The following is a 12,501-nucleotide window of genomic DNA, read 5'->3' on the forward strand; positions in this document are numbered from 1 at the left end:
CGCCGTGACCGTTCTACATCTTCGAGGCTCCGCAATGAAACGCATTGTGTTCCGGGCTGCCGTGGCGGCCGTCGTCTTCGCGCTCGCGCAGGCCGCAGCCGCGCAGGCTTCCGGCACGGTACAGCTGGAAGACCTGACGTGGACCGAACTGCGCGACGAGATCCACGCGGGCAAGACCACGATCATCATTCCAATCGGCGGCACCGAGCAAAGCGGGCCGTATGTCGCGCTCGGCAAGCACAACGCGCGGGTCAAGGCGCTGTCCGAGCGCATCGCGCGGGGCGTCGGCAACGCGATCGTCGCGCCCGTCATCGCGTATGTGCCGGAGGGCGGCTATGCGCCGCCGACGTCGCACATGCGGTTCCCCGGCACGATCACCGTCCCCGACGACGTCTTCGAAAGGACCCTCGCGTCGGCGGCCAACAGCTTCCGTGTCCACGGTTTCAGGAACATCGTGTTTCTCGGCGATCACGGCGGCTACCAGAAGGACATCCAGCACACGGTTGCGCAACTGAACGCCGCCTGGGCCAGCTCGGGCGCCCGCGCGTTCGTTCCGCCCGAATACTACGGCGCGAGTTCGGACGGCTACGCGCAACTGCTCCGTCAGCACGGCGTGCCGGACAACCAGATCGGCACGCACGCCGGGCTGGCCGACACGTCGCTTCAGCTCGCCGTCGCGCCGCAGATGGTCAGGCTCGACCGCCTGCGCGACGCGCCCCAGCCGGGCGCCGCCGACGGTGTCTACGGCGGCGATCCGCGGCACTCGACCGCCGAGCTCGGCAAGCTGGGCACCGACGCGATCGTGTCGCGCACCATCGACGCCATCCGGAAGGCAACCGCGGGCCGCTGACGGCGCCGCGGCCTTCCCCGCATTCCGTCATTCCACCCATCCAATCAGGGACATTCTCATGCGACAGAGTTTTCGGCGTTTCTCCCGCATTGCATCCGCCGCTGCCGTCGCGCTGGCGGGCTACAGCGCCGGCGCCTCGGCGGCCGATGCCATCGCTTCCGTGCCGGGCATGCCGCCGGTGGTCAATCCGGCCAACCTGTACAGCGAAGCGCAGGCGGGCCGCATGAGCCCCGCGACAGCGGGCGTGCCTGCGCGCGTCTACGTGCCCAACCTGCGTTCGAACGACGTCTACGTGATCGACTCGGCCACGTACAAGGTCGTCGACAAGTTCCCGGTCGGCTACAGCCCGCAGCACGTCGTGCCCGCGTGGGACCTGCGCACGCTGTGGGTCGCGAACAATGCCGAGGGCCGGCCCGACGGCAGCCTGACGCCGATCGATCCGAAGACGGGCAAGCCCGGCAAGGCGCTGCTGGTCGACGATCCGTACAACATGTACTTCACGCCCGACGGCAAGGATGCGATCGTCGTGGCCGAAGCGCACGCGCGGCTCGATTTTCGCGATCCGCACACGATGGTGCTGAAGTCGAGCCTCGACGTGCCCAACTGCAAGGGCATCAACCACGCCGACTTCTCGATCGACGGCAAGTACGCGTTGTTCACCTGCGAATTCGGCGGGCAGCTCGCCAAGATCGACCTGGTCAACCGCAAGGTCGTCGGCTATCTGGAGGTCAACAGGAAAGGCATGCCGCAGGACATTCGCATCGCGCCCGACGGTAAGGTGTTCTATGTCGCCGACATGATGGCCGATGGCGTGTTCCTCATCGACGGCGACAGCTTCACGAAGATCGGCTTCGTCAAGACGGGCGTCGGCACGCACGGGCTGTATCCGAGCCGTGACGGCACGAAGCTGTACGTCGCGAATCGCGGCTCGAACCTCGTTCACGGCCCGCGCCACGGCAAGGGGAGCGTGTCGGTGATCGACTTCGCGACGCGCAAGGTGATCGTGACCTGGCCGATCCCGGGCGGCGGCAGTCCCGACATGGGCAACGTGAGCGCCGACGGCAAGACGCTGTGGCTGTCCGGCCGGTTCGACGACGTCGTGTACGCGATCGACACGACGACGGGGGCGGTGAAGTCGATTCCGGTGGGCATGGAGCCGCACGGCCTGACCGTGTGGCCGCAACCGGGCCGCTATTCGCTTGGTCACACCGGCAACATGCGGTGAGTGGACGGTAACGGTAGCCCGTTATCGATTTCCGGCGGGCGGGGCGGGCGTGGCCAGCCGCCGGCCCGCAATCGCCTGCGACATCCTGAATAAAATTTAGCCAGCCAAAGATCGGCTTAGGATTGTTCCGGTTTCCCGGCATCCCTTCGACAATGCGCGCCTTTTGCAAGCGGCGGCGGTGCTGGACCGCCCGCCGCTTGCCGCATCGAAGCAGGATTCCGACATGACCGACCGCAGCGCCTCTTTCCCGCCGAACCCAACCTCCGCGTCCGCATCCGGCCGCCTGCCCGCGCTGCTTCGCACCGGCGACTGAGGGCACGCACGATGCATACGCTTTATCTGATCGCAATCGTCGCGGAGGCGATGTCGGGCGCGCTGATGGGGATGCGGCGCGGCATGGACCGTTTCGGCCTGGCGCTCGTCGGCGCGGTGACCGCGCTCGGCGGCGGCACGGTGCGCGACGTGCTGCTCGGGCACTATCCGCTCGGATGGATCGCGCATCCGGAATATCTGGCCATCACGCTGGCCGCCGCGACGTTCGCGTCGTGGACAGCGCGCCCGCTCGCGCGGATGAAGACGCTGTTCGTCACGGTCGACGCCGTCGGCCTCGCGGCGTTCTCGATCATCGGCTGCGATATCGGCGCGTCCACCGGCAACGCGCCGTTCATCGTCGTGCTGGCAGGGGCGATCACCGGCGCGTGCGGCGGCATGCTGCGCGATCTGCTGTGCAACGAGATGCCGCTCATCCTGCGCGAGGAGTTGTATGCGAGCGTCGCGTTCTTCACGGGCGCGCTGTACGTCGCCCTGGGGCATCTGGGCGTCGACGGCGGGCTCGCCACCGTGATCGCACTCGTGGCCGGCTTTGCGATGCGGATGCTCGCCGTGCGATTCGACTGGCGGATGCGGGTCTTCAGCGTCGCGGACGTCGAGCGCTGAACGCCGTCAGGACAGCGTTTCGAGCCGGATCAGCAGATTGCGCGCGTGTGCGATGAACGCATCGCGCATCTCGGGTTCGCCGGGGGTGTCGAGATGCTCGCTTTCCGCGAATGCGATCTGCTGCGCGAACGCGTCGCCGAGCGCGCGGCGCGTGTCGGGCGGCAGCGCGCGAATCATCGAGACGAGCAGCAGTTCCTGCGCACGGAGCATACCGGACAGCGATTGAGCGTTCATGCGAGCCTCCACGGACGATGCGGCGCCGCGCGCCGATCTTTTCATACTAGGCGCTCGCAGGGGGATGGCGGCGCGGACCGTCAGGCGGCCGCGGCCTGTGCGTCGCGCACGACGCGCGCGACGCGGTCGACGAAATCGTGATCGACGCTCGACAGCGCTTCGCGCTTGCCGGCTGCCGTGTTGACGATGAGCCGGTACGTGACGTCCTGCGACTTCCACGTGAGATACCCGACGACGGCCAGCATCACGCCGACGACGAGCGCGGCGCTGGAACTGTAAACGGCGCCAGCGGCCGTGACGGCGGTGCCGATCAGCGAGATGCTCGCCGGCATGACCTTGTCTTTCTGAATCGTGACGACCTCGACGCCGAGAATGTCACGCAGCGCGAAGATCTGCCCGGCCGCGGACAGGCCATTGCGCGTGACCGTCACCCCCCGTTCGTTGAAAGCGTTTTCCATCGTGTCTCGCCTGGACGAAAAGGCGAGCGTAGCAGAATTCATCACCACGTCATACGGGACCAGTTGCCGCACGGTGCGGGCCGCGCCGGCCGTCAGGTCAGTACTGAAGCTGGCCGTCGCCGTACAGGCGGCCGGGGATGTGCGACGCGACCACCTCGGCGATTTCCGCTTCGGTCGATTCGGCCGGCACGATCTGGCGCCGCGCGGGCGCGTCGAGCTGTATCGTCCATTCGACGAGCCGGTACGGGCGTCCCCAGGGACGCTGCATGGCTACCGACACGCGGCAGCTCTGGACGGGCAGCGCGTGTTCGCGCGTGAGAATCGTGTGCAGATGGCTGAAAACGGTATCTTCGATCATCGTGGCCTCCGATCCTGTCTGAGGGTGGCCGGGTGCCGGCCGCCGCTTTCAAAAAAAAAGCCGCCGGTGCTCAGGCGGCCAACAGGGGGGGTGAGTGCATCGTCGCAGCCCAGAATTAAGTGAAACTTAAATGCGTATAAAAAAGCGCTTCGTGACGCTGTCACGCGCTTCCTGTCGCGTAAATCCATGTGTTAAGCAAACGCTTTAAAACCTGTATCGGATGGCGGCGCGCACGGCCGGCTGCTTCCGTGCGCTCGCGCTGACGTGCCGCGGCAACGCGTGCTCGAGGCCGGCCTGCGCTTGATGCGGCGTGCGGTTCGCGAGCGTGCCGCTGGCCTGGTTGCGGATGGCCCGTGATCGAATCCGTCAGGCGTGTGGACGCGCAGCCGATGCCGGCCGCCGCATGCGCGAGGGTGGGCGGCGACGTCGGGCGTGTCCGGCGAACCGGGAACGGTTCGAAACGCCATGCATCATTCTGACTGCTGACGGTGCAGTGAATATGACAGGTCATATCGGGAAATTCGAATGTGGCGCCGCGGCGATATGGATTGATGCGTGGTTGCGTCCCGGTTGGTTATGCCCATTGCGGATGACGATCGATCGGATGCCGGAATATATGTATGCGATTTGCTTGGTTCGTGCCCGCGCGGCCCCGTGTGACGATGCGTGTTCCATCACGACACGACACATGAGGAAACCGGATGCGACGCTCTCCCTGGTTGGCTGGCATCGCCGCGCTCGGCGCGGCATTGACGTTCGCGGCGCCGGGCGCGCACGCGCAGGCGCAGACCGTGAAGGTCGGCACGATGAGCGGACCGGATGCGCAGATCTGGGCCGAGGTGACGAAGGTCGCCGCGCGCGACGGGCTCGCGGTCAAGGTCATCGAGTTCAACGACTACGTGCAGCCGAACGCGGCGCTCGACGCGGGCGACCTCGAAGCGAACGGCTTCCAGCACCAGCCGTTCCTCGACAGCCAGATCCGCCAGCGCGGCTACCGGATCGTCAACGTCGGGCTGACGTACACGTCGCCGATGGGCTTCTATTCGAAGAAGCTGAAGTCGCTGAAGGACTTGCCGGCCGGTGCGAAAGTCGGCATCCAGAACGATCCGTCGAACGGCAACCGCGCGTTGCTGCTGTTGCAGAAATACGGCGTGATCAAGCTGAAGCCGGGCGCCGGCACGAACGGCGTGAATGCGACGCCGCTCGACGTCGCCGAGAATCCGAAGAAGCTCAAGCTCGTCGAGCTGGACGCCGCGCAACTGCCGCGCGCGCTGCCCGATCTCGACGCGGCGTCGATCAATACCGACTACGCGGTGAAGGCAGGGCTTTCGCCGGTGAAGGACGCGATCGCGATCGAGGATCTGAAGGGCCCGTACGCAAACCTGATCGCGGTGCGCGCGCAGGACAAGGACAAGCCGTGGGTCAGGAAGCTGGTGGCGGCGTACGAGTCGGACGACGTGCGCAAGTTCATCGAAACGAAGTTCGGCGGCGCGATCGTGCCGGCTTTCTGAGCGAACCGGAACCAACGTTGCGCGCGGCCTGCGAAACGATGGCCGCGCCGATGAACGATCGCCCGCTTGGCGCGGGCGATCGTGTCTGGCGGGCCGCCCGGACGGGCGGCGCGGATCGTGTGGATCAGGCGGACAGCAGCGAGCCGGAGCGGAACGGCGTCGCGCCGGCGATCCGCGCGACTTCCATGCCGGCCGTCGCGAAGCGCACCGCCTGGCGCGCATACAGCACGCCGGACACGCTGCTCTTCAGCGTGACCACGCGGTCGGTCAGCGGATCGACGATGTCGGCCACTTCCTGCCCCGCCTCGATCCATGCGCCGACCGGCGTGCGGAACACGATCACGCCCGAGACCGGCGCGACGAGCGGATCGGTGCCCGCCAGCGGCGTCGCCGGGTGGGCGAGCGGCGGCAGCGGCGCGGGCGTGCCGTCGATCACGCCGCGCGAGGTCAGGTATTCGACGATCGCCTGCGCGTCCTTCTCCGCGAATTCATACGAGACGTCGCGCTCGCTGCGCAATTCGACCGTGACCGAGATCGCGCCGTTCGGGATCGGGAAGCGGTCGCCGTAACGGTTGCGCAGCTCGGACCAGCAGAAGCTGTGGATTTCGTCGAACGGGTTGCCGACCGAGTTCAGCGCAAGCAGCGACGCCTGCGCGTCCAGGTAGCGCGCGAGCGGTTCGACGTCGTCCCACAGGTCGGGGTTCGTGTACAGGTGCATCGCCGCGTCGCTGTCGCAATGCAGGTCGAGCACGATGTCGGCGTCGTACGAGAGCTTCTGCAGCGCGAGGCGCTGCGAGTCCAGCTCGGTCCTCGGCTTCTGCTCGTCGAGCGCTTCGCGCATCGTCGCGCGCACCGCGGCGACGTTGCGCTGCGCGTCACCGCCCAGGCGCGCTTCGATGCGCGGCAGCACGAGCCCGGCGAGATCGTAGAAGTTGCGGTTGAAGTTCTGCATCGAGCCCAGCTCGAAGCGGCCGAGATGATCGCCGAACACGTGCTGGGACAGCCCGATCGGATTCGGCACCGGCACGATGACGATTTCGCCGAGCAGCTTGCCCGCGGCCTCGAGCGCCGCGACCTTGCGGCGCAGCAGCGTGGCGACCAGCATGCCCGGCAGCTCGTCCGCGTGCAGCGACGACTGGATGTAGATCTTCTTGCCGCCGCGCGGGCCGTAGTGGAAGCTGGTGATCTGACGCGCGGTGCCGAGGGCCGGGGAAATCAGCGGATGGGTCTGCGTTTGCATGATGAAAATGGCGGCGCAGCCGCCGCGAGTGATCCGATGTCCGTGGAATAACGATTGTACGTGGCTGACAAAAAGCCATCAAACCGGTTTCGGAACAGATGATTTACCTTTGCGAATCATTCAGTTATCGCAAAAAAAATCATCGCGGAAGCGGCCGTCCGCATGGCTCGGCCGCGCGTTCGCGTCCGGCACGCGCATAAAAAAACGGGCTCCGTGAGGAGCCCGTTTGCGTGCGGTCAATCCGCGTGCTTACTTGCCGTAGACGTCGAAGTCGAAGTACTTCTTCGCGAGCTTGTCGTACGTGCCGTCCTTGCGCATGTCGGTGATCGCCTTGTCGATCTTCGCCTTCAGGTCGGTATCTTCCTTGCGCAGACCGATGCCGGCGCCATTGCCGAGCGTCTTCGGATCGTCGATATCGCCGCCCGCGAACGTGAAGTCCTTGCCGCGCGGCGTCTTCAGGAAGCCGATGTCGGCCTGCACCGCGTCCTGCAGTGCGGCGTCGAGACGGCCGGCGATCAGGTCGGCATAGACCTGGTCCTGGTTCTGGTACGGAACCACGGTCGCACCGGCCGGCGCCCAGTGCGCCTTCGCGTAGGTTTCCTGGATCGTGCCCTGCTCGACGCCGATGCGCTTGCCCTTCAGCGCCTTCGCGTCCGGCATCAGGTTGACGCCCTTCTTCTCGACGAGGCGGGTCGGCGTATTGAACAGCTTCGCCGAGAAGGCGATCTGCTCTTCACGCGCCGGCGTCATCGACATCGACGACAGCACGCCGTCGAACTTGCGCGCCTTCAGCGCCGGGATCATCCCGTCGAAGTCGTTCTCGATCCACACGCACTTCGCGTTCAGGCGGCGGCAGATTTCGTTGCCGAGATCGACGTCGAAGCCCATCACCTTGCCGTCCGGGCCTTTCGATTCGAAAGGCGGGTAGCTTGCATCGACGCCGAAGCGGACGGTCGACCAGTCTTTAGCGTAGGCGCCGCCAGCCGAAACGGCGAGCAGGGCAACCGTCAAGGCCGCAAGAATTTTTTTCACTGTGACTCCTCATGTAGTTCGTTGGATGCGCGGTTGTGCCGCACACAATACCTCTGCCCGGCGTGGCTTCGCGCCGGGCTGGCCGTCTCGCTCGCCCGATGCAGGCCGGCGATCTGCGGAGATTATCAAGACAAAATACGGGCGGTGCGCTTAGGACATGCCCCGATGACGGCGGCCTGGCCCGGACACCGGCGCAACGGCGGGCCCGCATGCCCGTCGCCGACAAAGCAACGATCGAGCACGGCATTTCGTTGACGGCGCGGCTCCCCGGCCGTTGCCGCTGCCGGGATTTGCGCCGACGGACGGGGCGACCCCGGCGAACCCGGCGAACCCGGCGAACCCGGCGAACCCAGGCGCCGCCGCACGGCTGCCCGTCACCCGCGCCGCGCCACCAGCGCAGACACCGTCTGCGCGGCCTGCTGCAGCGGCTCGAGGAATTCCTTCACCATCTGCCGGGCCGTGTGCCGCTGCGCGTTGCCGCTGATGTTCATCGCGGCGATGATCTGCCCGCGCCGATTGCGGATCGGCGCGGAAAGCGACAGGAGCCCCACCTCCAGTTCCTGATCGACGATCGCCCAGCCCTGCTCGCGAACCTGCGCGATCGCCGCCTTCAGTTCGCCGATGTCGGTGATCGTGCGCGCCGTGTGCGCGCGGATCGGGCTTTGCGCGAGCGTGGCGTCGAGCGCCGCGTCGTCGAGCGCGGACAGCAGCACGCGACCCATCGACGTGCAGTAGGCGGGCAGCCGGCTGCCGATCGACAGGTTGATCGTCATGATCTTGTGCGTCGGCACGCGCAGCACGTAGACGATCTCGGTGCGGTCAAGCACCGCGGCCGAGCAGCTTTCGTGGATCTGCGCCGACAGCTGTTCCATCACCGGCTCCGCGAGGTTCCAGAACGGCATCGACGTCAGGTACGCGAAACCGAGGTCGAGAATCCGCGGCGTGAGCCGGAACAGGCGGCCGTCCGCCTCGACGTAGCCGAGCGTCTGCAGCGTCAGCAGAATGCGCCGCGCGCCGGCGCGGGTCAGGCCGGTGGCGGACGCGACCTCGGTCAGCGTCTGCTCTGGATGGGCCGCATCGAACGCGCGGATTACCGCGAGCCCGCGCGCGAACGACTGGACGTAGGAATCGCCCGGTTTGGCCTGGATGTCTTCGGAAGTCATGACCTGTCGGAATTTCGTGCAGCCGAGAAGATAGCGCATGGGGCCGGACACGCCAACCGGACGCGCCCGGGCGCCGCTTGACATCTTATCCCCGCACTCCCTATGATGCCTCGAGCGTTCGATACACGATCTAATGTTCGCATATAGAACATTTAAGCGCATCCTGGCGGTGAGTGCAACGGGTGCGCCGGTTCCGATTTCAAGGAGACACTGATGACCGAAGCTTTCCTCTGTGATGCGATCCGCACGCCGATCGGGCGTTACGGCGGCGCGCTGTCCGGCGTGCGCGCCGACGATCTGGGCGCTGTGCCCCTCAAGGCGCTCGTCGAGCGCAACCGCGACGTCGACTGGTCGGCGATCGACGACGTGATCTACGGCTGCGCGAACCAGGCCGGCGAGGACAACCGCAACGTCGCGCGCATGTCCGCGCTGCTGGCCGGGCTGCCGCAGGTCGTGCCGGGCTCGACGATCAATCGTCTGTGCGGCTCCGGGATGGACGCGGTCGGCTCCGCCGCGCGCGCGATCAAGTCCGGCGAAGCCGCGCTGATGATCGCGGGCGGCGTCGAGAGCATGACCCGTGCGCCGTTCGTGATGGGCAAGGCGGCGAGCGCGTTTGCGCGTCAGGCCGACATCTTCGACACGACGATCGGCTGGCGCTTCGTGAATCCGCTGATGAAGCAGCTGCACGGCGTCGACTCGATGCCGGAAACGGCGGAGAACGTCGCGACCGACTACAACATCAGCCGCGCCGACCAGGATCTGTTCGCGCTGCGCAGCCAGCAGAAGGCCGCGCGCGCGCAGCAGGACGGCACGCTCGCCGAGGAGATCGTCGGGGTGACGATTCCGCAGAAGAAGGGCGATCCGGTCGTGGTGTTGCGCGACGAACATCCGCGCGAAACGTCGCTCGAGACGCTCGCGAAGCTCAAGGGCGTCGTGCGCCCGGACGGCACGGTGACGGCCGGCAACGCGTCGGGCGTCAACGACGGCGCGGCCGCGCTGCTGCTCGCGAACGAGGAAAGCGCGAAGCGCTTCGGGCTCACGCCGCGCGCACGCGTGCTCGGCGTGGCGACGGCAGGCGTCGCGCCGCGCGTGATGGGCATCGGCCCGGCGCCGGCGACGCAGAAGCTGCTCGCGCGTCTCGGCATGACGATCGACCAGTTCGACGTGATCGAGCTGAACGAGGCGTTCGCGTCGCAAGGGCTGGCGGTGCTGCGCATGCTTGGCGTCGCGGATGACGATCCCCGCGTCAACCCGAACGGCGGCGCGATCGCGCTCGGCCACCCGCTCGGCGCGTCCGGCGCACGGCTCGTGACCACCGCGATGTACCAGCTGCACCGCACGAAGGGCCGCTACGCGCTGTGCACGATGTGCATCGGCGTCGGCCAGGGTATCGCGCTCGCGATCGAGCGGATCTGACCCGTTTCACGGAACGGCCTGTCATCGGGCCGTTCCATGCGCGGGCCGGCGCCTGCCCGGCCCGCGCGTATCCCTGTCCTTGAACCCCGTCCCCTCGTCGAGCGGGTCGCCAGAAGGGCCGACCGCCGCGTCGTCGTCCGATCCTCTCATGCCGTTGCGCCGACAGCGCACTTATGGGAAATAATTCCGCAATTAAAAGAAGAAAGTTTCATATAGCGATTTAATCATGCCGATTCTTGAATCGGATGAAGCGTGCGCCTAATAATTAATCATATGAGTAATCCGAAAGCCCCTGCCTGGTCTGCTTTCTGTTTTATCCATGAATAAATTGTTCGATAAAGAGCAGGGCGGCCGGGTTTATAGATGTTTTCCCGAATAGGGTTAATGTTTTCGGGAAAACTGCCGAAAGCGTAGGGACGGACCAATGGCTGGCGGCAATCCCGCATGCATTGGGTTCCTTGTCGTTCAATCCTGACGCAGGCGCGAGATCCGCCTATCGGAGCCAAAGACCATGCGTAACAATCAACCCGTCACGCAGCACGAGTTCGATTTTCCGGATGACGCAACATTGATGTCGACCACCGACGCCAACAGCTACATCAAATATGCGAACGCGGCGTTCATTCAGGTCAGCGGTTTTTCACCCGAGGAAATAGAGGGCCAGCCTCACAATCTCGTGCGTCACCCGGATATGCCCAAGGAGGCGTTCGCCGACATGTGGGCGACGCTGAAGGGCGGCGAGCCGTGGACTGCGCTCGTCAAGAACCGCCGCAAGAACGGCGATCACTACTGGGTGCGCGCGAACGCCATTCCGGTGATGCGCAACGGTCAGCCGCAGGGCTACATGTCGGTCCGCACGAAGGCGGACCGCGACGAGATCGAGGCGGCCGAGGCGCTTTATCGCCAGTTTCGCGAAGGCAAGGCGGGCAACTGCCACTTCCACAAGGGGCTGCTCGTCCGCAAGGGGCTGCTCGGCTTCACGTCGATGTTACAGACGATGTCGGTGCGCTGGCGCCTGCATGCCGTGTGGCTGGCGCTCGTGCCGCTCGTGATCGGCGCGGGCTGGGCGCTCGGCCTGACGGGCGGGAGCCTCGCCGCGTTCGCCGCCGTGACGGCGGGCGTGGCCGCCGCTGCGGCCGCGTGGCTCGACGCGCAGATTGCGCGCCCGCTTGCGCAGTTGCGCGACCAGGCGCTGCAGGTGGCGACCGGCGAAAGCCGCAGCGGCGCGCGGATGAACCGCGTCGACGAGATCGGCATGACGCTGCGCACGATCAACCAGCTCGGGCTGATGTTCCGCTGGCTCGTCGACGACGTGAGCGAGCAGGTGCTCAACGTCCAGCGCGCGAGCAACGAGATCGCGCAGGGCAACAACGACCTGAGCGCGCGCACCGAGCAGGCGGCGATGAGCGTGCAGCAGACGGCGGCCTCGATGGCCGAGATGACGGCGACCGTGTCGAGCAACGCCGAGACGGCGCAGCAGGCGAACCAGCTGTCGGAGTCCGCGAGCGGCGCGGCGGAGCGCGGCGGCCAGGCGGTGGCCGAGGTCGTCAATACGATGGGCGAGATCACCGAAAGCTCGCGCAAGATCGCCGACATCATTAGCGTGATCGACGGGATTGCGTTCCAGACCAACATCCTCGCGCTGAACGCGGCGGTCGAGGCGGCGCGCGCCGGTGATCAGGGTCGCGGCTTCGCGGTCGTCGCGGGCGAGGTGCGGGCGCTTGCGCAGCGCAGCGCGAACGCGGCGAAGGAGATCAAGGCGCTGATCGGTTCGAGCGTCGAGCGGGTCGAATCGGGTGCGCGGATCGTCGACGATGCGGGCAAGACGATGGACGATATCGTGACGCAGGTGAAGCGCGTGTCGGATCTGATCGCGGAGATCAGCTCGTCGACGACGGAGCAGCGCACGGGTGTATCGCAGGTCGACCAGGCGGTGGAGCACCTCGACACCATCACGCAGCAGAACGCGGCGCTCGTCGAGCAGAGCACGGCGGCTTCGGAGAGCCTGAGGCAGCAGGCGACGCGTCTCGTCGACGCGGTGAACGTGTTCAGGTGACGCGGGCGCCGCGGAGAGGGGT

12 protein-coding genes are annotated in these 12,501 nt (G+C 66.5%); 6 read left to right on the forward strand and 6 right to left on the reverse strand.

Features of this window, described 5'->3' with window-relative positions; all coding sequences use genetic code 11:
• The first annotated feature begins 34 nt into the window (after positions 1-34).
• The 3 genes from LIG30_RS04940 (at position 35) to LIG30_RS04950 (ending at position 3,011) form a co-directional block, all read left to right on the forward strand.
• Positions 35-850 (forward strand): creatininase family protein, encoded by an 816-nt coding sequence (locus tag LIG30_RS04940; protein ID WP_038710141.1) that lies wholly within the window; start codon positions 35-37, stop codon positions 848-850.
• A 58-nt stretch (positions 851-908) separates the two neighbouring features.
• Positions 909-2,075, forward strand: a complete 1,167-nt coding sequence (locus LIG30_RS04945; RefSeq protein ID WP_038710143.1) for a YVTN family beta-propeller repeat protein — start codon at positions 909-911, stop codon at positions 2,073-2,075.
• A 324-nt stretch (positions 2,076-2,399) separates the two neighbouring features.
• Positions 2,400-3,011 carry a trimeric intracellular cation channel family protein gene (locus LIG30_RS04950; RefSeq protein WP_038710146.1) on the forward strand — a complete coding sequence of 204 codons (612 nt, stop codon included), beginning with the start codon at positions 2,400-2,402 and terminating at the stop codon, positions 3,009-3,011.
• Positions 3,012-3,017: 6 nt separating this feature from the next.
• On the opposite strand, the gene LIG30_RS04955 is transcribed toward LIG30_RS04950, so the two are convergent.
• The 3 genes from LIG30_RS04955 to LIG30_RS04965 all read right to left on the reverse strand — a co-directional run bounded on the left by LIG30_RS04955 (position 3,018) and on the right by LIG30_RS04965 (position 4,061).
• Positions 3,018-3,245, reverse strand: a complete 228-nt coding sequence (locus tag LIG30_RS04955) for a hypothetical protein (protein WP_038710147.1) — start codon at positions 3,243-3,245, stop codon at positions 3,018-3,020.
• A gap of 80 nt (positions 3,246-3,325) precedes the next feature.
• The gene (locus LIG30_RS04960) at positions 3,326-3,703 is read right to left on the reverse strand and encodes a DUF6232 family protein (RefSeq protein ID WP_038710148.1); all 378 of its coding nucleotides are present in this window, start codon (positions 3,701-3,703) and stop codon (positions 3,326-3,328) included.
• 97 nt (positions 3,704-3,800) lie between these two features.
• Positions 3,801-4,061, reverse strand: a complete 261-nt coding sequence (locus LIG30_RS04965) for a DUF2866 domain-containing protein (protein WP_038710149.1) — start codon at positions 4,059-4,061, stop codon at positions 3,801-3,803.
• 701 nt (positions 4,062-4,762) lie between these two features.
• Here LIG30_RS04965 and LIG30_RS04970 point away from each other — a divergent pair.
• Positions 4,763-5,572, forward strand: coding sequence for a MetQ/NlpA family ABC transporter substrate-binding protein (locus tag LIG30_RS04970; protein WP_038710150.1), 810 nt, complete (start codon positions 4,763-4,765; stop codon positions 5,570-5,572).
• Positions 5,573-5,696: 124 nt separating this feature from the next.
• Here LIG30_RS04970 and LIG30_RS04975 read toward each other — a convergent pair whose 3' ends face one another.
• The 3 genes from LIG30_RS04975 to LIG30_RS04985 form a co-directional block, all read right to left on the reverse strand.
• On the reverse strand, positions 5,697-6,812 hold the full coding sequence (locus LIG30_RS04975; protein ID WP_038710151.1) for a succinylglutamate desuccinylase/aspartoacylase family protein: 1,116 nt from the start codon (positions 6,810-6,812) through the stop codon (positions 5,697-5,699).
• A gap of 249 nt (positions 6,813-7,061) precedes the next feature.
• A complete protein-coding gene (locus LIG30_RS04980) occupies positions 7,062-7,844 on the reverse strand; it encodes an ABC transporter substrate-binding protein (protein ID WP_038710153.1) in 783 nt (260 codons plus the stop codon).
• Positions 7,845-8,218: 374 nt separating this feature from the next.
• Positions 8,219-9,007, reverse strand: a complete 789-nt coding sequence (locus LIG30_RS04985; RefSeq protein ID WP_038710155.1) for an IclR family transcriptional regulator — start codon at positions 9,005-9,007, stop codon at positions 8,219-8,221.
• Positions 9,008-9,220: 213 nt separating this feature from the next.
• Between LIG30_RS04985 and pcaF the strand changes: the two genes are divergently transcribed.
• Both pcaF and LIG30_RS04995 read left to right on the forward strand, forming a co-directional pair.
• Positions 9,221-10,423 (forward strand): 3-oxoadipyl-CoA thiolase, encoded by a 1,203-nt coding sequence (pcaF, locus tag LIG30_RS04990; RefSeq protein ID WP_038710157.1) that lies wholly within the window; start codon positions 9,221-9,223, stop codon positions 10,421-10,423.
• 511 nt (positions 10,424-10,934) lie between these two features.
• On the forward strand, positions 10,935-12,479 hold the full coding sequence (locus LIG30_RS04995; RefSeq protein WP_038710158.1) for a methyl-accepting chemotaxis protein: 1,545 nt from the start codon (positions 10,935-10,937) through the stop codon (positions 12,477-12,479).
• The last annotated feature ends 22 nt before the right edge of the window (positions 12,480-12,501 follow it).

Origin of the sequence: Burkholderia sp. lig30 (assembly GCF_000687455.2) — a bacterium.
Lineage (GTDB): Bacteria > Pseudomonadota > Gammaproteobacteria > Burkholderiales > Burkholderiaceae > Burkholderia.